Raw genomic sequence first — 20,956 nt, 5'->3', positions numbered from 1 at the left:
GACGTGGATGCCGGCAGATGACGATCGATGGAGCTTTGAGGATCATGAGCGAGACGAATACCGCAGCGGACGCCGCTGCGCCGCACCGCTACACGGCAGCGATGGCCGCCGACATCGAGGCACGCTGGCAGGACTTCTGGGACGCCGAGGGCACGTACGAGGCGCCCAACCCGACCGGCGACCTGGCGGGCGACCCGGAGCTGGCCGCCAGGCCCAAGAAGTTCATCATGGACATGTTCCCGTACCCCTCGGGCGCCGGGCTGCACGTCGGCCACCCGCTGGGCTACATCGCCACGGACGTCTTCGCCCGCCACCAGCGGATGACCGGGCACAACGTCCTGCACACCCTGGGCTTCGACGCCTTCGGCCTGCCCGCCGAGCAGTACGCCGTGCAGACCGGCACGCACCCGCGGGTCTCCACCGAGGCCAACATCGAGAACATGACGGCGCAGCTGCGCCGGCTGGGCCTGGGCCACGACAAGCGCCGCTCGTTCGCCACGATCGAGTCCGAGTACTACAAGTGGACCCAGTGGATCTTCCTGCAGATCTTCAACTCCTGGTACGACACCGAGGCGGACCGCGCCCGGCCCATCGCCGAGCTGGTGGCCCAGTTCGAGAGCGGCGAGCGCGCCACCCCCGACGGCCGTGACTGGTCCGCGCTGAGCGCCGCCGAACGCGCCGACGTCCTGGGCGAGTACCGGCTGGCCTACGCGTCCGACGCGCCGGTCAACTGGTCGCCCGGCCTGGGCACCGTCCTGGCCAACGAGGAGGTCACCGCCGACGGCCGCTCCGAGCGCGGGAACTTCCCGGTCTTCAAGGCGAAGCTGCGCCAGTGGAACATGCGCATCACCGCCTACGCGGACCGGCTGCTGAACGACCTGGACGGGCTGGACTGGCCCGAGGCGATCAAGCTGCAGCAGCGCAACTGGATCGGCCGCTCCGAGGGCGCGCGGGTCGACTTCCCGGTCGACGGCGCGGGCAGCGTGACCGTCTTCACCACCCGCCAGGACACCCTGTTCGGCGCCACCTACATGGTGCTGGCGCCGGAGCACGAGCTGGTCGAGCGGATCATTCCCGCCGCCTGGCCCGAGGGCACCCACCCGGTCTGGACGGGCGGCCACGCCTCCCCGGCCGAGGCGGTCACCGCGTACCGCAAGCAGGCCGCCGCCAAGTCGGACGTCGAGCGTCAGGCCGAGGCCAAGGACAAGACGGGTGTCTTCACCGGCGCGTACGCCACCAACCCCGTCAGCGGCGAGCAGATCCCGGTCTTCATCGCCGACTACGTCCTGATGGGCTACGGCACCGGCGCGATCATGGCTGTACCGGCGCACGACGCGCGCGACTTCGCGTTCGCGCGCGCCTTCGAGCTGCCGATGCGCTGCGTGGTCGAGCCGTCGGACGACCGCGGCACCGACGCCTCGACGTGGGAGGACGCCTTCGCCTCGTACGACGCGAAGCTGGTCAACTCCGCCAACGACGAGATCTCGCTGAACGGTCTGGGCGTCGCCGACGCCAAGGCCCGCATCACCGAGTGGCTGAAGGAGCACGGCGTCGGCGAGGGCACCGTCAACTTCCGGCTGCGCGACTGGCTGTTCAGCCGCCAGCGCTACTGGGGCGAGCCCTTCCCGATCGTGTACGACGAGGAGGGCATCGCCCACCCGCTGCCCGAGTCGATGCTGCCGCTGGAACTGCCCGAGGTGGACGACTACTCGCCGCGCACCTTCGACCCGGACGACGCCGACACCCAGCCCGAGACCCCGCTGTCGCGCAACGCCGAGTGGGTCAACGTCACGCTGGACCTGGGCGACGGGTCCGGCCCGCGAAAGTACCGCCGCGAGACCAACACCATGCCCAACTGGGCCGGTTCCTGCTGGTACGAGCTGCGCTACCTGGACCCGAACAACTCCGAGAAGCTGGTCGACCCGGCCATCGAGGAGTACTGGATGGGCCCGCGCGAGGGGCAGCCGACCGGCGGCGTCGACCTGTACGTGGGCGGTGCCGAGCACGCCGTACTGCACCTGCTGTACGCGCGCTTCTGGTCCAAGGTGCTGCACGACCTGGGCCACGTCTCCTCCGCCGAGCCGTTCCACAAGCTGTACAACCAGGGCATGATCCAGGCGTTCGTCTACCGGGACAGCCGCGGCATCGCGGTCCCGGCGGCCGAGGTCGAGGAGCGCGACGGGGCGTTCTACTACCAGGGCGAGAAGGTCTCTCGCGTCCTGGGCAAGATGGGCAAGTCCCTGAAGAACGCCGTCACGCCCGACGACGTCTGCGCCGAGTTCGGCGCGGACACGCTGCGCCTGTACGAGATGGCCATGGGCCCCCTGGACGTGTCGCGTCCCTGGGACACGCGTGCGGTCGTCGGCCAGTACCGGCTGCTGCAGCGGCTGTGGCGCAACATCGTCGACGAGGAGACCGGCGAGGTCACCGTGGTCGACGCCGAGCCCGGCGAGGACACGCTGCGCGCGCTGCACAAGGCCATCGACGGCGTCGGCGGCGACATGGCGGGCATGCGCTTCAACACCGCGATCGCCAAGGTCACCGAGCTGAACAACCACCTGACCAAGGCGGGCGGCCCGCTGCCCCGCCCGGTCGCCGAGGCCCTGGTACTGCTGGTGGCGCCGCTGGCCCCCCACATCGCCGAGGAGCTGTGGCACCGGCTGGGCCACACGGAGTCGGTCGTGCACCAGGACTTCCCGGTGGCCAACCCGGCGTACGTCGTGGACGAGACCGTGACCTGCGTCGTGCAGGTGAAGGGCAAGGTCAAGGCGCGTCTGGAGATCTCCCCGTCGATCACGGACGAGGAGCTGGAGGCCCTGGCCCTGGCCGACCCGGCCGTCGTCGCCGCGCTGGGCGGCGCGGGCATCCGCAAGGTGATCGTCCGCGCGCCGAAGCTGGTGAACATCGTTCCCGCGTAGTCGCGGAGGCGGGTGGGGGCTTTCCCCTACGGGCAGGTTGGGGGTTCCACTGGAACCCCCAACCTGCCTGTTCCGTTTACGGTGGAGAGGACCGGTGTACGTGTACCGGAGGCCGTCACACCATCCGAGGGGCGCTCATGGAAGCCGTGATCCTGATTCTGGGGCTGCTCGTCGTCGCCTTCATGGCCCTGGGCGTCTACGCGACGGTCAAGGTGGTCGGGGCGGCCAGGCGCGGCGTGGACCGCACGATCACACAGGCGCGCCGCACCGTCGAGGACACCACCCTGCGGGCCAAGAGCTACGGGCAGCTGGGCGTCGGCGGTGAGCTGGCACAGCTGCGCCTCTCGCTGCGCACGTCGATGCGCGCCACCCAGGACGCCCTGCGCGCGGGTGTGGCCGAGGACGCGTCGCTGTCGGAGTCCCTGGGCCTGTTCGACCGGCTCAGCGTGCACGGGCTCGAACTGGACGCGGAGCTGAAGTCGCTGGAGCGCGAGCCCGACAAGGCGACGGTGTCCTCGCGGCTGCCGGGCCTGAAGCAGCGCACCGCGGAGATCACCCGGTCCGCCGACTCGCTGCGCTGGGCCGCCCGGGACCGGGCCCGCAAGTTCGCCGACGACGAGCTGTCGGCGCTGAACGCGCAGATCGACGTGGAGGCCGGGGCGCTGCGGCACTGGACCACGGCGGATGCGGCGCCGGGTCCGGCGCCGGAGTGGGACGGCGGGACGGAGGCGCCGGCCTCCGACGGTCCGGGCGAGGACCGCCGGACGCCGCCCGAGGCCATCACCGCCCGGGATCCCCGGAGCACCTCCTACCCGTGGCAGAAGGCGGCCCGGCCCGAGACCACCAACTGAGCGGTGTCCGCCCGGCCCGGTGGGCCGGGCGGGCCGCGCCGGGGGAGGCGCGACCGCCCGTGACCGAGGGTGGCAGGATGCGATGCGAAGCGACCGCGACTGATCACTCGTGCGGGGTCGGACTGCCTACCCCGGGCGCCTGCGGGTAACCTCCGGGGCATGTCCCGCCATGTCGCGATCGTCACCGATTCAACGGCCTACCTGCCGCCCGACGCGATGCGGCGGCACGGCATCACGGCGGTGCCGCTGACCGTGGTGCTGGGCGATCAGGCCCTGGAGGAGGGCACCGAGATCTCGGCCCGTTCGCTGGCCCTGGCCCTCCAGAAACGCCGTTCCGTGACGACGTCCCGGCCCAGCCCCGAGGTCTTCGCCGCCACCTACCGGGCCGTCGCGGAGGCCGGTGCGAGCGGCATCGTCTCGCTCCATCTGTCGTCGGAATTCTCCGGTACGTACGACGCTGCGGTGCTCGCGGCGAAGGACGCCCCGGTGCCGGTGCGCGTGGTCGACACCGGCATGGTCGCGATGGCCCTCGGCTTCTGCGCCCTGTCCGCCGCCGAGACGGCCGAGGCGGGCGGCGGCCTGGACGAAGCGGTGGCGGCGGCCGAGAAGCGCGCCTCGGGAACCGCCGCGTACTTCTACGTCGACACCCTGGACTACCTGCGCCGGGGCGGCCGGATCGGCGCCGCGCAGGCCCTGCTGGGCTCGGCCCTCGCGGTCAAGCCCCTCCTCCAGCTCGACGGCGGCCGGATCGAGCTGCTGGAGAAGGTACGGACGGCCTCGAAGGCCATCGCCCGGCTGGAGGAGATCGTCGCCGAACGGGCGGGCAGCGGACCTGTCGACATCGCGGTGCACCACCTCGCGGCGTCCGAGCGGGCGGAGCGGCTGGCCGAGCGGCTGCGGGAACGCGTGCCCGGCCTCGCGGACCTGCACGTCAGCGAGGTCGGTGCGGTGATCGGCGCGCACACCGGGCCGGGACTGCTGGGCGCGGTGGTCTCGCCGCGCTGAGGTGCCTTCCGGCTGGCGAATGCGTCACTCTCCCGACCGGTGAATACGTCACTCTCCGGAGTGGTCGAGTTATGCACAATGGGCCCGTTGTCCACGGAAATCGCCTGTGCTCAGCGGGATTTGGCGGGACTGCCTAGCGTCCTGGTCCATGGCTTCCCGATCACATCGTGCAACCAGTGGACCCGGCGGACCGGGTGCAGGCCCCGGCCGCGCCCCGGACTCCGACGGGCGCCTGCGACGAGCGGCGCGCCCCGGACCGGGTCGCCGACGCCGGACCACGGCCCGTGCGGAGGCGGTCGCGGCGGCGCGCAGCAGGGCCGACGCGCTGATGGCGGGTGGGTCCGGGGGCCGCGTCGCGCGGTGGGGTGTCGGGGTGCCGGTTGTGGCGCCGCCTGTTGAGGGGGCCCGTGCCGTGGACGGTGGCGGGGAGGCGCCCTCGGGTGCGGTGGGCGGGGCGCCCGTGGGGCGGTGGGCGGCGGCCGTGTTCGCGGTGCGGGAGCGGTTGCCGATGTGGGTGCAGCTCCGATGCGGCCTGGAGCCGAGGACCCTTGCGGCGCTCGCCGTGGTCCTGGTCGCGGCCGCCGTGTTCGCCGGGATGCACTTCTGGTCCGCCCGGCCGGAGGGCATCCGGGCCCCGGACATGGTGGGTGAGGCGGTGCACGCGCCTGCGCTCGCGCCGGACGAGGACGCGAAGGCGGAGCCCGGGGGCGGCGGCCGGCCCGAGCCGTCTCCGGGGCCCGCTGCCGGTCCGGGCGGGCAGATCGTGGTGGACGTCAGCGGGAAGGTGCGGGACCCGGGGCTGCGCCGGCTGCCCGCCGGATCGCGGGTGGACGACGCGCTGACGGCGGCGGGCGGGGCGCGGCCCGGGACGGACCTGGCGGGGCTCAACCGGGCCCGGGTGCTGATGGACGGCGAGCAGATCGTGGTGGGCGCCCCGCAGGCCCCGGCCCCGGGGCCCGGAGGGGCTGGTTCCGCCGCTGAGGGGGGCGGGCCGGTGAGCCTGAACTCCGCGACGGCGGAGCAGCTGGAGACGCTGCCGGGCGTCGGCCCCGTGCTGGCCCAGCACATCGTGGACTACCGCACGCAGCACGGGGGCTTCCGGTCCGTGGACGAACTCCGCGAGGTCAACGGGATCGGCGCCCGCCGGTTCGCGGATCTGCAGCCCCGGGTGCGGCCGTGAACGCGGGGGACACGGGGGACGCCCTCGGGGCGTCGGGGCTGCACGCGGCGCCCGATGTCCACGCGGCGTCGGGCAAGCGGTTGGGGCTCTCCGACCCCCGGCAGGAGGGCCCGGCCGACCTCCGGCTCCTCGCCCCGGCAGCGGCGGCCTGGGCGGGCGCCGGACTCGCGGTGGGCGCTCCGGGGCGCTGGGCGGCGATGGGTGTGGTGCTGTGCCTGGGGACGGCGATGGTGCTGCTCGCGGTGGGGCTGCGGCGGTGTCGTGCGGGGGGTGACGGCGGGGGTGCCGGGGTGCGGGGTGTGGGCGGTGATGTCGGGCCGCAGGGTGAGGTCGGTGGCGCCGGGGCGCGAGCTGGAGGCGGTGAGGGTGACGGCGTCGGGGCGCGGTGCGGGGGCGGGGAAGTTCGTGATGCCGGAGCGCGGGGTGTGGGCGGTGAGGGGGGTCGCGTCAGGGCGAGGGGCGTCGGCGGCGAAGTCGGTGGTGCCGGGGCGCAGGGTGAGGTCGGCGGCGTTCGGGCGCGGGGTGCGGCTGAGGCCGCCACCGCGTCCGGTGACCGGCGGGCGCGCCGGCGGTTGCGGGGGACCGCTGTCGCGGCGGTGCTGCTCTGCGCGGCGGCCGGGGCGGCGTCCGCCGCACTGCACGGTGCCGATGCGCGCCGGGGCCCCGTGCCCGGACTGGCCCGGCAGTACGCGCGCGTCCAGGCGGACATCACCCTCACCTCCGATGCCCGGCGCACGTTCCCCCGGGTGCGCGGCGACCACAGCACGCCCGTCTCCCTCCTCCTGGACGCGGAGGTCACCCGGCTGACGAGGTCCGACGGCACCGCCGTACGGCTGCGGACGCCGGTCCTGGTCATCGTCCCGCCGGGCGGCGCGGCGGCGGCCTGGCAGCGGCTGCTGCCCTCCACCAGCCTGCGGATCACCGGGCGGCTGGCGCCCCCGCTGCACAAGGGCGAACGGCTCGCCGCCGTGCTGCGGCCGGACGGCAAGGCCCCGCCCAGGGTGACCGGGCCGCCCAGTCTCCTCCCGCGCACGGCGGGCCGGCTGCGCGCCGGGCTGCGCGAGGCCACCGACGGACTGGGCCCCGACGCGCGGGCGTTGCTGCCGGGCCTGGTCGTCGGCGACACGTCACGGGTCACCCCCGAACTGCATGACGCGTTCCGTGCGACCGACCTCACGCACTTGATGGCCGTATCCGGGTCAAACCTGGGCATTCTTCTCGTTCTGCTCATCGGGCCGCCCGGCCGGGCGCTACGCGTCGAACGCGGGGGACTGGCGCCCAGGCTCGGGATCTCCCTGCGGATGACCGCACTGCTCGGCGGTGGGCTCACGCTCGCCTTCGTCCTGGTCTGCCGGCCCGAACCGAGTGTGCTGCGGGCCGCCGCGTGCGGGCTGATCACGCTCCTCGCCATCGGAACGGGGCGCCGCCGCACACTGATCCCCGCGCTGTGCGCCGCCGTGCTGCTGCTGGTGCTCTACGACCCGTGGCTGGCGCGCAGTTACGGCTTCGTGCTGTCGGTGCTGGCCACCGGCGCCCTGCTGACCCTCGCCCCGCGCTGGGCCGACGCGCTGCGCAGGCGCCGGGTGCCGCCCCGGCTGGCGGAGGCGCTGGCCGCCGCGGCTGCTGCGCAGGCGGTGTGCTCGCCCGTGGTGGTGCTGCTCGCCTCCCGGGTGAGTCTGGTGGCGGTCCCGTGCAATCTGCTGGCGGAGTTCGCCGTGGCACCCGCCACGGTCCTCGGGTTCGCCGCGCTGACCGTGGCACCGGCGGCGATGCCGGCGGCCGGGCTGCTCGCCAGGGTGGCGGGGTGGCCGACCGCGTGGATCGCCGCGGTGGCCAGGACCGGAGCGGCGTTCCCCGGAGCGGAGACCGACTGGCCCGACGGCCTGTCAGGGGCCGCGCTGCTGGCCGCCGTGATCCTGGTCCTGGTACCGGCCGCGCGCTGGGCCGGGCGGCGGCCCTGGGTCTGCTCGGCCGCCGCGCTTCTGCTGGTCCTCGCGGTGCTCCGGCCGGCGCCGCTGACGCGGGTGCTGACCGGGTGGCCGCCGCCCGGCTGGGCGTTCGCCATGTGCGACGTCGGACAGGGCGACGCCCTGGTGCTCGCGGCCGGGCCCGGCTCCGGCGTGGTCGTGGACGCCGGTCCCGATCCCCGGCTCGCCGACCGATGCCTGCGCGAACTGGGCGTCAGCCGCGTCCCGTTGCTCCTGCTCACCCACTTCCACGCCGACCATGTGCGAGGGCTCCCCGGGGTGCTGCGCGGCAGGGCGGTGGGCGCGATCCAGACGACGAGCCTGGACGAGCCGCCGGAGCAGGCCGCGTTCGTCCGGAGAACGGCGGCGGGGGCCGGTGTGCCCGTCCTGCGGGCCGCCCCCGGCGAACGGCGGCGAATCGGCAAGCTGGACTGGCAGGTGCTGTGGCCTCCGGGCGAGGCGGGTGGGGTGTCGGCGGGCGCGGTCCCGGCTGCCCGTCCCGTCCCGTACGGCGTTCCGCAGGACCCGAACGACGCCAGCGTCACCCTGTTCGTGCGGGCCGGCGGGCTCACCCTGCTGCTGCCCGGCGATCTGGAACCGCCCGCCCAGCAGGCGCTGCTGCTGAGCCATCCGGAGCTGCCCCGGGTGGACGTGCTCAAGGTGGCCCACCACGGTTCCGCGCATCAGGACAGCGCCCTGCTGCGGGCCGTCCGGCCCAGGTTCGCGCTGGTGAGCGTGGGCCGGGACAACCCGTACGGGCACCCGGCGCCCCGGACCGTCGACGCGCTCGCGGCGGAGGGGGCGGTGGTGCTGCGCACCGACCGGGACGGGGCGATCGCGGTGACCGGCGCGGGAAGCGGGCTGCGGGCGGTGGGGCGGTCATGACGGGATACGACGCGAGGCGGCGGGCGGCGCGCCTGGCCCCGGACCGGGTGGCAGCCATGGGACCCACGGCAGCCACGGCAGCCACGACAGCCACGGGACCCACGGGACCCACGGGACCCACGGGACCCACGATGGCCCCCGGGGCCCCGGCCTCAGACCAGCCAGTGTCCGTCCGTCATCAGGTCGCGGCCGGGCTGCTCGTTGGACTCCCGCCAGGCCCGGACCGCGTACGGGGTGAAGCGGAGGTACACCCAGGCGGGCCGCCCCCGCAGGTCCCAGGAGAACTTCGCGGCGAACGCGTCGCCCGACGCCGACGGAAGGTCGGTGCCCTCCACCACCTCGCCCGTCGCCTCGATCATGACCACGTCGCGGGTGTGGCCCAGGGCGATGTGGGCCCGGCCGTCCGGCGTCAGGTTGACCGCCGTCGGATTGGTGCGCCGGGTCGCCATCAGCAAGGTCTCCCCGTCCCACACGAACCACAGCGGCACCAGGGTCGGCGCCCCGTCGGCGGAAGCCGTCGACACCCAGGCGTCCGTGTCCTTCTCCAGGCGTTCGAGTACGTCCTGCTTGCGCTGTTCACAGCTGCGCGCCGGTTCCGAGAAGGCCATGCCGCGCACGCTAACCGGTGCCCCGGCCACGTAACACCGTCGTCGGACCTAGGACCAGTGGCGCATGGCGCGCGGCCGGGGCGGCGGCACAGACTGGCTCCATGGACCCGCAGCTGCCGCAGACCATCGACGCCTACCTGGACCGCATCGGCGCGGTCAGGCCCGCCCGTCCCGACGCCTCGGCGCTGCGTGAACTGCAACTGCGCCACCTCGTCGCCGTGCCCTTCGAGAACCTTTCCATCCACCTCGGCGAGGACATCGTGCTGGAGGACGGACCGCTCCTGGACAAGATCGTGGCCCGCGAGCGCGGCGGCTTCTGCTACGAACTCAACGGCGCGTTCGCCGTCCTGCTGCGGGCGCTCGGTTTCCGCGTCACTCTTCTCCAGGCCCGGGTCCACGGCGACGGGGGACGGCTCGGCATCCCGTACGACCATCTGGCGCTGCGGGTCGGGACGGAGGACGGCACCGGGCCGTGGCTCGCCGACGTCGGCTTCGGCGACCACGCCAGGCACCCGCTCGCGTTCGACGACCGCGCCGACCAGGAGGACCCGGCCGGTGTCTTCCGGATCGCCCCGGCCGAGGCGGGCGGCGAGGGGTCCGGGGACCTCGACGTCCTCCGCGACGGCAAGCCCCAGCTCCGGCTGGAGCGGCGGCCCAGGGAGCTGGCCGACTTCCGGGCCGGCGCCTGGTACCACCGCACCTCGCCCGACTCCCACTTCACCCGGGCCCCGGTCTGCTCGCGCAGCACGGACGAGGGCCGGATCACCCTCAGCGGCCGCAGGCTCCTCACGACGGTGGGCGGCGAGCGGCACGAGACCCCGCTGGGCAGCGACGACGAGGTGCTGGCGGCCTATCGGGACCACTTCGGACTGCGCCTGGACCGGCTGCCCGGAAAATCGGACCTTCGGTAACACCTGCGCCCAAGCCGCCGCGACCCGCTCTGTTTGCCTCGAACGCCTCAATGGTGGTCGAATCAATGCTCGTCGGCGGGCCGCTGCTCCGACAACGACGTCTGCCCTCCGGCCCGAGGTGAGCGAGTGCCCGGGAGTGTGTGGAGATGTTCGGCCGTTGGTTCGGAAACAAAGGTGCGACGGGTGCCGCTCGGGGTGGCGCCCTGGCCGGACTGGTGGTGCCGGACTCGGCGGGTGTCCTCAGCTGCCGGGTGCTCGACCCGGTCAACGAGCCCGTGACACAGGCGGAGTTCGTGCTGACGGACCGGGCGGGGCGCAAGGTGGTCGGCGGCGAGACCGACCCGTACGGCAGTGTCATGGCCACGGTTCCGGCGGGGGAGTACCGGCTGGCCGTCACGGCGGAGGGGTTCACCCCCTTCCACGGTTCGGCGACGGTCACCGAGGGCGGCCATGCGAGCCTCGGCGATGTGACGCTCCAGGTCGCCGCGCCGCCGCAGCTGCCGGAGCCGGGCGACTGGGAGATCGAACCGATGCACTCCCAGATCGGTTTCACCGCCCGGCACATCGGGATGGCCCGCATCCACGGCCGGTTCAACACCTTCGCGGGGGCGGTGCGGATCGGCGACCGCATGGAGGACTCGGCGATGCACGTGGTCATCGACGCCGCGTCGATCGACACGAACGTGCAGATGCGCGACGACCACCTGCGCTCCAGCGACTTCCTGGACGTCGGCCGCTACCCGACGCTGGAGTTCTACAGCGACCGCTTCGTGCACCGGGGCGGGACCCGCTGGGGTGTGAGCGGTGCGCTCACGCTGCACGGGGTGAGCCGTACGGTGACCCTCGACACCCAGTACCTCGGGCTGGGCAATGGTATGGAGGGCGAGTCCCGGGCCGCCTGCCGCGCCACCACGCAGCTGCACCGCGAGGACTTCACGCTCACCTGGCAGACGATGCTGGCGCGCGGTATCGCGGTCGTCGGCCCCAGCATCTCCATCGAGATGGACGTCCAGATCGTCCCGAAGGGCTGAGTCCCCGCCCCGTGGGGCCGGCCCCGGGGGCGCCGGTCCTACGGCGCCTCCAGCCACCCCTCGTGCTCCGCGGCGAACGCGTCGAGCGCCGCCGGGTCGAGACGGTGGTCCGGGTCCTCCACGACGACCAGCCACTGGGCGTCCTCGGCGTCGTCCTCGCCGGCCAGCGCGTCCCGTACGAGCTGCGGTTCGTCGGTGACGCCGAAGCGGTCGGCGAGCTCCTCCGCCGCGTCCTCGGCGGCGTCGCGGTCGGGCAGCACCAGCACGTGTCTCTCATCGCTCACGTGCTCATTCTCGGATACGGGGGAGGGTGCGGCGGACCCGGCCGGAACCGGGCTGTCAGTGGCCCGTGGGATGCTGGACGGCGATGGCCACCAGAAGGAATTCCACCGACGACCCGCTCGCCCCGCTCACGCTCGCCGTGGGGCAGGAGGACCTGCTCCTCGACCGCGCCGTGCGGCAGGTGGTGGCGGCCGCGCGGGCCGCCGACGCCGACACGGACGTCCGGGACCTCACCCCCGACCAGCTTCAGCCGGGCACGCTGGCCGAGCTGACCAGTCCGTCGCTGTTCGCCGAGCGCAAGGTCGTGGTCGTGCGCAACGCGCAGGATCTGAGCGCGGACACGATCAAGGACGTCAAGAAGTATCTGGACGACCCGGTCGAGGAGATCACCCTCGTCCTGCTCCACGCGGGCGGCGCCAAGGGCAAGGGCCTGCTCGACGCGGCCCGCAAGGCGGGGGCCCGCGAGGTGGCGTGCCCGAAGACGACGAAGCCGGCCGAGCGGCTGTCCTTCGTGCGGGGTGAGTTCCGTGCGCTGGGGCGGTCCGCGACGCCCGAGGCGTGCCAGGCGCTGGTCGACTCCATCGGGAGCGACCTGCGGGAGCTGGCGAGCGCGGTGTCGCAGCTCGTCGCGGACATCGAGGGCACGATCGACGAGGCGGTCGTCGGGCGCTACTACACGGGGCGGGCCGAGGCGTCCAGCTTCACGGTCGCCGACCGGGCGGTCGAGGGCCGGGCGGCGGAGGCCCTGGAGGCGCTGCGCTGGTCGCTGTCCACGGGCGTGGCTCCCGTTCTGATCACCAGCGCGCTGGCGCAGGGTGTCAGGGCGATCGGCAAGCTCTCCTCAGCACGCGGGGGGCGGCCGGCGGACCTCGCGCGTGAGCTGGGCATGCCGCCGTGGAAGATCGACCGGGTGCGGCAGCAGATGCGGGGGTGGACGCCGGACGGGGTCGCCGTGGCGCTGCGGGCGGTCGCGGAGGCGGACGCGGGGGTGAAGGGGGGCGGGGACGACCCCGAGTACGCGTTGGAGAAGGCGGTGGTGGCCGTGGCGGGGGCCGCGCGGGGCGGGCGTAGCCCGCGGTAGTTGCGGTGCGGTGGGGGCCGCGCGCCGCGGTTGTCCTCAAGCGCCGGACGGGCTTGAACTTGCCGTTCGGGCGTCCTCAAGCGCCGGACCGGCTCGGTTTGCCGCGCGGGCCGTGGGCGTGCGGGTTCGGGCGTCCTCAAGCGCCGGACGGGCTGGGTTTTGTCGGCCTGGGCCGGGTTTGCCTGCCTGCGTGCAGGGCTGAAAGCCCACGCCGAAGGCCCCGCTCCCTGGGGAAAGGGTGGCGGGGCCTCGGGTTCAGATGGGTGCGTCGCACCCGCGTGGCGAACGCAGGTTCGGTGTGCGGCGCGGGGGCCGGGCAGGAGCGGGGTAGAGGGCCCGCTTGATCCGTTCCGGCGGTGGGATCAGATCGCTCAGCCCTGGAGGGTGGCAGCCTTGGAGGCCAGCGCCGACTTCTTGTTGGCGGCGGCGTTCTTGTGGATGACACCCTTCGAGACGGCCTTGTCCAGCTGACGGGACGCGGCGCGCACGGCGACGGTGGCCTTCTCGACGTCGCCGGCGGCGACGGCCTCGCGGGCCTTGCGAATCGCGGTCTTGAGCGACGACTTGACGGCCTTGTTGCGCAGGCGCGCCTTCTCGTTCGTCTTGTTCCGCTTGATCTGGGACTTGATGTTCGCCACGAAAGAGCCTTTTCAGGTTCGTTGGATCTTCGATGTGTGTCCATGCGGCCCGAGAGCCACATGGCACAGCTGTCCACGGTAGCAGGAGCGGTCCGACCGGCCCAAACCGGTCGCCGCCCCGCAGGCGTGGGACGATGGAGGCTACGTACAGATCCGCCCCGACCCGAACCGACCCGAGACACGGCGTCCGGCGTCTCAAGAATCAGGACCCTGCGTGCCCGCGACTCCTCTCCACGTGCCCGAGCCGAGCCGTACCGACCCGGCGCTGATCCGCAATTTCTGCATCATCGCGCACATCGACCACGGCAAGTCGACCCTTGCCGACCGGATGCTCCAGCTCACCGGGGTGGTCGACCAGCGGCAGATGCGCGCTCAGTACCTCGACCGGATGGACATCGAGCGCGAGCGCGGCATCACCATCAAGTCCCAGGCGGTCCGCCTGCCCTGGGCGCCGACCACCGGTGAGGGCCAGGGCAGCACCCATGTCCTCAACATGATCGACACGCCGGGCCACGTCGACTTCACGTACGAGGTCTCCCGGTCGCTGGCCGCCTGCGAGGGCACGATCCTGCTGGTCGACGCCGCGCAGGGCATCGAGGCCCAGACCCTGGCCAACCTCTACCTGGCGATGGAGAACGACCTCACCATCGTCCCGGTGCTCAACAAGATCGACCTTCCGGCCGCCCAGCCCGAGAAGTTCTCCGAGGAGCTGGCCCACCTCATCGGCTGCCAGCCGGAGGACGTGCTCAAGGTCTCCGCGAAGACCGGCATGGGCGTGGACGCGCTGCTCGACCGCGTCGTCCGGGACGTCCCGGCACCCGTCGGGAACGCCGACGCGCCCGCCCGCGCGATGATCTTCGACTCGGTCTACGACTCGTACCGGGGCGTCGTCACGTACGTCCGTGTCGTGGACGGCTCGCTCAACAAGCGCGAGCGGATCCGGATGATGTCGACCGGCGCCACCCACGAGCTGCTGGAGATCGGTGTCTCCTCGCCGGAGATGACGCCCTCCGACGGCATCGGCGTCGGCGAGGTCGGCTACATCATCACCGGCGTGAAGGACGTCCGGCAGTCCAAGGTCGGTGACACGATCACCTCGCTGAACAACGGCGCGACCGAGGCCCTGGGCGGCTACAAGGACCCCAAGCCGATGGTGTTCTCCGGGCTCTACCCGCTGGACGGCTCGGACTACCCGGACCTGCGCGAGGCCCTGGACAAGCTCCAGCTCAACGACGCCGCCCTGGTGTACGAGCCGGAGACCTCCGCGGCGCTCGGCTTCGGCTTCCGCGTCGGCTTCCTCGGCCTGCTCCACCTGGACGTGGTCCGCGAGCGGCTGGAGCGCGAGTTCGGCCTCGACCTCATCGCCACCGCGCCCAACGTGGTCTACCGGGTCGAGATGGAGGACGGCAGCGAGCACGTCGTCACCAACCCGAGTGAATTCCCCGAGGGCAAGATCGACAAGGTGCACGAGCCGGTCGTCCGGGCCACGGTCCTGGCGCCCAGCGAGTTCATCGGCGCGATCATGGAGCTGTGCCAGCAGCGCCGCGGCACCCTCCTCGGTATGGACTACCTCTCCGAGGACCGCGTCGAGATCCGCTACACGCTGCCGCTCGCGGAGATCGTCTTCGACTTCTTCGACCAGCTGAAGTCCAAGACCCGGGGTTACGCCTCCCTCGACTACGAGCCCACCGGCGAGCAGTCGGCCCAGCTCGTCAAGGTCGACATCCTGCTGCACGGCGACAAGGTCGACGCGTTCTCCGCGGTCACGCACAAGGACAAGGCGTACGCGTACGGTGTACGCCTCGTCGCCAAGCTGCAGAAGCTCATCCCCCGGCAGAACTTCGAGGTGCCGATCCAGGCGGCCATCGGCTCCCGGGTCATCGCCCGTGAGACCGTCCGCGCCATCCGCAAGGACGTCCTCGCCAAGTGCTACGGCGGCGACATCTCCCGTAAGCGCAAGCTGCTGGAGAAGCAGAAGGAAGGCAAGAAGCGGATGAAGATGGTCGGCAACGTGGAGGTGCCGCAGGACGCGTTCATCTCCGTGCTGTCGACCGACGAGTCCGCCGGTGAGGGCAAGGCCAAGAAGTAGTCCGGGCAGGACAGGACAGGCGGCCCCCGTATCGCAGCACGCTGCGGTGCGGGGGCCCGTTCGTTATCAAGCGGCGTCCGATTGCCCCTTACGCGGGGCGCGCGGGCGCTCTACCCTGATCACGACTTCTTAGTTACTCGCCAGTTAAGCAAGCGGGATCGCAGCACGTAGACGCAGACAGCAGCAAGCACCATCGCCGCAGGCCCGGAGGATGTCGTGAGCGACACACAGACCATGATCGATAACCGTCCGCCCTCCGTGGCGACCCTCTTCATCGACCGGGTGGCGGCCACCCCGGACGGGGAGGCGTACCGCTACCCGGTGCCCGCGGCCGGCGGCGAGGGCCCCGACGAGTGGAAGTCGCTGAGCTGGGCGCAGGCCGCCGAGCGGGTGTACGCCGTCGCCGCCGGGCTCATCGCGCTCGGCGTGAACCCGGAGGAGCGCGTCGCGCTCGCCTCCTCCACCCGGGTCGAGTGGATCCTCGTCGACCTCGGCGTCATGTGCGCGGGCGCCGCGACCACCACGGTCTACCCCTCCACCAACGCCGAGGAGTCGGCGTTCATCCTCGCCGACTCCGAGAGCCGGGTCCTGATCGCCGAGGACGCCGTCCAGCTGGCCAAGGCCCGCGAGCGCCGCGCCGAGCTTCCGAACCTCGCCCATGTCGTGGTCATCGACGCGGAGGGCGCAGGACCGGCCGAGGGCGACCCCGAGGGCTGGGTGCTCACCCTGGCCGAGCTGGAGGCCCTGGGCACCGAGCACCTGGCGAAGAACCCGGAGGCGGTCCGCGAGCGCGTCGACGCCATCACCTCCGAGCAGCTGGCGACCCTCATCTACACCTCGGGCACCACCGGCCGCCCCAAGGGCGTACGGCTGCCGCACGACAACTGGTCGTACATGGCCAAGGCCACCGTCTCCACCGGCCTGATCACCAAGGACGACGTCCAGTACCTCTGGCTGCCGCTCGCCCACGTCTTCGGCAAGGTCCTCACCTCCGGGCAGATCGAGGTCGGCCACGTCACCGCGGTCGATGGCCGCGTCGACAAGATCATCGAGAATCTGCCGGTCGTCCAGCCGACCTACATGGCCGCCGTGCCGCGCATCTTCGAGAAGGTCTACAACGGGGTCGCGGCCAAGGCGCGCGCGGGCGGCGGGGCCAAGTACAAGATCTTCCAGTGGGCGGCCGGCGTCGCCCGCGAGTACGCCAAGGTCTCCCAGGACAACTTCCGGCGCACCGGCAAGGCGTCCGTGCCCTTCGCGCTCGGCAGCAAGCACAAGGTCGCCGACGCGCTGGTCTTCGCCAAGATCCGCGAGGCGTTCGGCGGCCGGCTCCGCGCCTGCGTCTCCGGCTCCGCCGCGCTCGCCCCCGACATCGGGCTCTTCTTCTCCGGCGCCGGCATCCACATCCTGGAGGGCTACGGCCTCACCGAGTCCAGCGCCGCCTCCTTCGTCAACCCCGGCGAGAGCTACCGCACCGGCACGGTCGGCAAGCCGCTCCCCGGCACCGAGGTGCGGATCGCCGACGACGGCGAGATCCTGCTGCGCGGCCCCGGCATCATGCAGGGCTACCAGGGGCTGCCGGACAAGACCGCCGAGGTGCTGGAGGCCGACGGCTGGTTCCACACCGGCGACATCGGCGAGCTCTCCGTGGACGGCTACCTCCGGATCACCGACCGCAAGAAGGACCTGATCAAGACCTCCGGCGGCAAGTACATCGCGCCCGCCGAGGTCGAGGGCCAGTTCAAGGCCGTGTGCCCGTTCGTCTCCAACATCCTGGTGCACGGCGCGGACCGGAACTTCTGCACCGCGCTGATCGCCCTGGACGAGCCCACCCTCCTCGGCTGGGCCGCCGAGAACGGAATGGAGGGCAAGTCGTACGCGGACGTCGTGGCCTCCCCGAAGACCGTCGAGCTGATCGACGGCTACGTGAAGCGGCTCAACGAGGGCCTTCAGCGCTGGCAGACCATCAAGAAGTTCCGGCTGCTCCCGCGCGACCTCGACATCGAGCACGGCGAGGTCACGCCCAGCCTCAAGCTGAAGCGGCCGGTCGTGGAGCGCACCTACAAGGACCTGATCGAGGAGATGTACGCGGGCTCCCGCGAGGCCTGACGGGCGCCCGCGGCACCTCCGTACGCCCCCCGAAAGCCCCCCGCGCACACCGGCGCGGGGGGCCGGCGTGTTCTCACCGCAACGTCTTGACCACCCACTTCGGTAACTCGGCGCGTATGTGAAGGGCCGATCTGTCACTCTGTCCGTGTCGTCAGCGGCGCACCACGGAGAAACAGGCAGAGCGAGAACAGGTCAGGAGCCGCCCTGTGGGGTCCATTCCCTTGCAGCGGGACATCGTGCAGCGTCCCGGAACCACCGCCGCCACAGGCTCACAGCCGGTCGCCCGGACCAGCCTGCCCGGCAACCTCCTCGCGCCCGCGGCGGCCCGGAGGTTCGTCACTGCCGCGCTGGACGAGTGGACCGGGCTGGGGCTGCCCGCCGCGGTCGGGTTCAGCGAGCGGCTGTCCGATGACGCCGCGATGATCGTCAGCGAGCTGGTGACCAACGCCGTCGTCCACGCGGGCACCGCGGTCGAACTCCTCTTCCGGCTGGAGGAGGCCACCGAGGACGAGCAGTCCGCCCTGGTCCTGGAGGTCTCCGACCACCACCCCGGCCGCACGGTCCGCGGCGACCATGCGCACAGCTCCGAGGGCGTGGGCGAGCCCGCCGACTACGGGCGCGGGCTGGACATCGTCGCCGCCCTCGCCGAGCGCTGGGGCATCACCTACCGCACCGGCACGAAGACCGTCTGGGCCCGGCTCCCCGTGGACGACTGGAACCCGTTCCCCGAGGGGCGCGGCGAGACCGGGCTCGACCGCGGCCTGCGCGCCGCCGAGCTGCTCGCCCCCTCCGCCCGGCGCACCGGCCGCGACGACGGGGACTGGGCCGGGCGCGGCGCGCTGTCCTTCCTCGCCGAGGCGTCCGACCTGCTGGCCGGGCAGCTGGACGAGGACATCGTGGCGGCCCTCGCCGGGCAGTTACTCGTCCCCCGCCTCGCCGACTGGTGCGCGATCTGGCTGGAGCCCGAGAGCGGCGGCCCCGCGGCCGTCCCCCGCCTCGCCAAGGTCTGGCACGTGGACGAGGAGCACATCGGGACGCTGCGCGCCCTGCTGGAGGGCGACCCGCTCCGGCTCCCCGAGCGCGTCGGCACCGGCGCCGTCACCATGCCGTGGCCCGGCAGCGCGGAGGACGGCGAGCCGCCGGACGAGCAGGAGGGCGTCGCCTTCGCCTACCGGATCACCTCGGGCGGCCGCACCCTCGGAGCCGTACTCCTGGGCCGCGAGTCCACCGACCGGCTGCCCGACGAGCTGACGGCCCTCATCGAGGACTTCGTGCGCCGCGTCGGCCTCGCCGTGGGCGCCGCCCGCGCCTACACCCGGCAGGCCACCATCAGCCGCATCCTCCAGCGCGGGCTGCTGCCCAGCAAGGTCGCCCAAATACCGGGGGTGGCCAGCTCCCTCGTCTACGAACCGAGCGACGACGGCGTCGTGGGCGGTGACTTCTACGACATCTTCCCCTGCCCCGGCGACCGCTGGTGCTTCGTCCTCGGCGACGTCCAGGGCAGCGGCCCCGAGGCCGCCGTCGTCACCGGCCTGGCGCGCCCCTGGCTGCGGCTGCTGGCCCGCGAGGGCTTCCAGGCCGACGAGGTCCTGGTCCGGCTCAACCGGCTGCTCCTGGACGACGCCATGGAGGCCGCCGAGGCCGCCGCGCTCATGGTCGCCGCCGCCGGGGGCCAGCACTCCGCGGACAACGGCGGGCAGTCCCGCTTCCTGTCCCTGCTGTACGGGGAGCTGGTGCCGCTGCCCGGTGGCGGCGCCCGCTGCACCCTGGCCAGTGCCGGGCACCCGCTGCCGCTGCTGCTGCGCCCGGACGGCACCGTGCGCCCCGCCGCCGAGCCGCAGCTGCTGCTCGGGCTGATGGACGACGCCGTCTACGAGACCCAGAGCTTCGACCTGGCGCCCGGCGACAGCCTGCTCTGCGTCACCGACGGGGTCACGGAGCGGCGCTCGGGCGGCCTGATGTTCGACGACGGGGACGGGCTGGCGCAGGCGCTGTCGGGGTGCGCGGGGCTGAGTGCGGAGGAGATCGCGGAGCGCATCAAGCACGCCGTGCACGACTTCGCCGAGCGGCCGCCGGACGACGACCTGGCGCTGCTGGTGCTCCAGGCCGAGTAGCGCCGGTCCGGGGCATGGCGTCCGTTTGCCGGGCGGCGCGCGACAATGGGCGGTATGCCTTCCGTACTGCCCGATGGTGAACCCGTGCCCGACGACGGGGCGCTGCCCCGCCATGCCCTGGAAGGCGCAGCCGGCCGCCCGCTCGGCTTCTACCTGCACGTGCCGTACTGCGCGACCCGCTGCGGCTACTGCGACTTCAACACCTACACGGCGACCGAGCTGCGCGGCTCCGGCGGTGCGCTGGCCTCCCGCGACAACTACGCGTCCCACCTGATCGGCGAGGTCCGCCAGGCCCGCAAGGTCCTCGGCGACGACCCCCGCCCGGTCCGCACGGTCTTCGTCGGCGGCGGCACCCCGACCCTGCTCGCCGCGGCCGACCTGGTCCGGATGCTGGCGGCGGTCCGCGACGAGTTCGGGCTCGCCGACGACGCCGAGATCACCACCGAGGCCAATCCGGAGTCCGTGGGCCCGGCCTACCTGGCGGAGCTGCGCGCGGGCGGCTTCAACCGGATCTCCTTCGGCATGCAGAGCGCCCGGCAGCACGTCCTGAAGATCCTCGACCGCACCCACACCCCGGGCCGGCCCGAGGCCTGCGTGGCCGAGGCGCGGGCGGCCGGCTTCGAGCACATCAACCTGGACCTGATCTACGGCACCCCCGGCGAGTCCGACGACGACTGGCGCGCGTCCCTGGACGCGGCGATCGGCGCCGGGCCCGACCACGTCTCCGCGTACGCGCTGATCGTGGAGGAGGGCACCGGCCTCGCCCGCCGCATCAAGCGCGGCGAGATCCCGATGACCGACGACGACGCGCACGCCGACCGCTACCTCATGGCGGACGAGGCGATGGCCGCCGCCGGCTACTCCTGGTACGAGGTGTCGAACTGGGCCCGCACGCCCGAGGGCCGCTGCCTGCACAACGAGCTGTACTGGCGGGGCGCCGACTGGTGGGGCGCCGGACCGGGGGCGCACAGCCACGTAGGGGGCGTGCGCTGGTGGAACGTGAAGCACCCGGGGGCGTACGCGCAGGCGCTCGCCGAGGGGCGCTCGCCGGGGGCCGGGCGCGAGATCCTGTCCGCCGAGGACCGCCGCGTCGAGCGCATCCTGCTGGAACTGCGGCTCGTGGACGGCTGCCCGCTCTCCCTGCTCGCCCCGGCCGGCCTCGCGGCGGCCCGCCGGGCGGTGGACGACGGCCTCCTGGAACCGGGACCGTTCGCCGACGGACGGGCCGTGCTGACGCTGCGCGGGCGGCTGCTGGCCGACGCGGTGGTACGCGACCTGGTCGACTGAGCG

The 20,956-nt window shown here is 73.0% G+C and carries 15 protein-coding genes; 12 read left to right on the top strand and 3 right to left on the bottom strand.

Annotation, left to right across the window (positions count from 1 at the left end):
- The first annotated feature begins 44 nt into the window (after positions 1-44).
- The 5 genes from leuS (at position 45) to OHS17_RS10665 (ending at position 8,806) form a co-directional block, all read left to right on the top strand.
- Complete coding sequence (leuS, locus tag OHS17_RS10685) at positions 45-2,918, top strand: leucine--tRNA ligase (protein ID WP_330311972.1); 2,874 nt, start codon at positions 45-47, stop codon at positions 2,916-2,918.
- A gap of 137 nt (positions 2,919-3,055) precedes the next feature.
- Entirely contained in the window at positions 3,056-3,769 is a 714-nt protein-coding gene (locus OHS17_RS10680; protein ID WP_330311971.1) for a hypothetical protein, read from the top strand.
- A gap of 159 nt (positions 3,770-3,928) precedes the next feature.
- Positions 3,929-4,774, top strand: a complete 846-nt coding sequence (locus OHS17_RS10675; RefSeq protein ID WP_018103231.1) for a DegV family protein — start codon at positions 3,929-3,931, stop codon at positions 4,772-4,774.
- A 412-nt stretch (positions 4,775-5,186) separates the two neighbouring features.
- Complete coding sequence (locus OHS17_RS10670) at positions 5,187-5,954, top strand: helix-hairpin-helix domain-containing protein (protein ID WP_443066129.1); 768 nt, start codon at positions 5,187-5,189, stop codon at positions 5,952-5,954.
- On the top strand, positions 5,951-8,806 hold the full coding sequence (locus OHS17_RS10665) for a ComEC/Rec2 family competence protein (RefSeq protein WP_443066128.1): 2,856 nt from the start codon (positions 5,951-5,953) through the stop codon (positions 8,804-8,806). Before OHS17_RS10670 ends, OHS17_RS10665 begins: the two co-directional genes overlap by 4 nt.
- A gap of 152 nt (positions 8,807-8,958) precedes the next feature.
- Here OHS17_RS10665 and OHS17_RS10660 read toward each other — a convergent pair whose 3' ends face one another.
- Positions 8,959-9,414 (bottom strand): pyridoxamine 5'-phosphate oxidase family protein, encoded by a 456-nt coding sequence (locus tag OHS17_RS10660; protein WP_330311969.1) that lies wholly within the window; start codon positions 9,412-9,414, stop codon positions 8,959-8,961.
- A gap of 101 nt (positions 9,415-9,515) precedes the next feature.
- Between OHS17_RS10660 and OHS17_RS10655 the strand changes: the two genes are divergently transcribed.
- Both OHS17_RS10655 and OHS17_RS10650 read left to right on the top strand, forming a co-directional pair.
- A complete protein-coding gene (locus tag OHS17_RS10655) occupies positions 9,516-10,325 on the top strand; it encodes an arylamine N-acetyltransferase family protein (protein ID WP_330311968.1) in 810 nt (269 codons plus the stop codon).
- A 146-nt stretch (positions 10,326-10,471) separates the two neighbouring features.
- On the top strand, positions 10,472-11,356 hold the full coding sequence (locus tag OHS17_RS10650; protein ID WP_330311967.1) for a YceI family protein: 885 nt from the start codon (positions 10,472-10,474) through the stop codon (positions 11,354-11,356).
- A 38-nt stretch (positions 11,357-11,394) separates the two neighbouring features.
- Here OHS17_RS10650 and OHS17_RS10645 read toward each other — a convergent pair whose 3' ends face one another.
- Positions 11,395-11,640, bottom strand: a complete 246-nt coding sequence (locus OHS17_RS10645) for a hypothetical protein (protein ID WP_330311966.1) — start codon at positions 11,638-11,640, stop codon at positions 11,395-11,397.
- An 83-nt stretch (positions 11,641-11,723) separates the two neighbouring features.
- Between OHS17_RS10645 and holA the strand changes: the two genes are divergently transcribed.
- Positions 11,724-12,719 (top strand): DNA polymerase III subunit delta, encoded by a 996-nt coding sequence (holA, locus tag OHS17_RS10640; RefSeq protein WP_330311965.1) that lies wholly within the window; start codon positions 11,724-11,726, stop codon positions 12,717-12,719.
- A 371-nt stretch (positions 12,720-13,090) separates the two neighbouring features.
- On the opposite strand, the gene rpsT is transcribed toward holA, so the two are convergent.
- Entirely contained in the window at positions 13,091-13,357 is a 267-nt protein-coding gene (gene rpsT / locus OHS17_RS10635) for a 30S ribosomal protein S20 (protein ID WP_018103239.1), read from the bottom strand.
- Positions 13,358-13,571: 214 nt separating this feature from the next.
- Here rpsT and lepA point away from each other — a divergent pair, with 214 nt between their 5' ends.
- From lepA to hemW, 4 genes are all read left to right on the top strand, one after another.
- Positions 13,572-15,446, top strand: a complete 1,875-nt coding sequence (gene lepA / locus OHS17_RS10630; protein WP_026242679.1) for a translation elongation factor 4 — start codon at positions 13,572-13,574, stop codon at positions 15,444-15,446.
- A gap of 216 nt (positions 15,447-15,662) precedes the next feature.
- The gene (locus OHS17_RS10625) at positions 15,663-17,552 is read left to right on the top strand and encodes an AMP-dependent synthetase/ligase (RefSeq protein ID WP_330311964.1); all 1,890 of its coding nucleotides are present in this window, start codon (positions 15,663-15,665) and stop codon (positions 17,550-17,552) included.
- 221 nt (positions 17,553-17,773) lie between these two features.
- Positions 17,774-19,666 carry an ATP-binding SpoIIE family protein phosphatase gene (locus OHS17_RS10620; protein WP_330315217.1) on the top strand — a complete coding sequence of 631 codons (1,893 nt, stop codon included), beginning with the start codon at positions 17,774-17,776 and terminating at the stop codon, positions 19,664-19,666.
- Between the two features lie 45 nt (positions 19,667-19,711).
- Complete coding sequence (gene hemW, locus OHS17_RS10615; protein ID WP_330311963.1) at positions 19,712-20,953, top strand: radical SAM family heme chaperone HemW; 1,242 nt, start codon at positions 19,712-19,714, stop codon at positions 20,951-20,953.
- Positions 20,954-20,956: the final 3 nt, after the last annotated feature.

The sequence above is a fragment of the Streptomyces sp. NBC_00523 genome (assembly GCF_036346615.1).
Taxonomy (GTDB): Bacteria; Actinomycetota; Actinomycetes; order Streptomycetales; family Streptomycetaceae; genus Streptomyces.
This window is presented reverse-complemented; position numbering and strand designations above follow the sequence as displayed.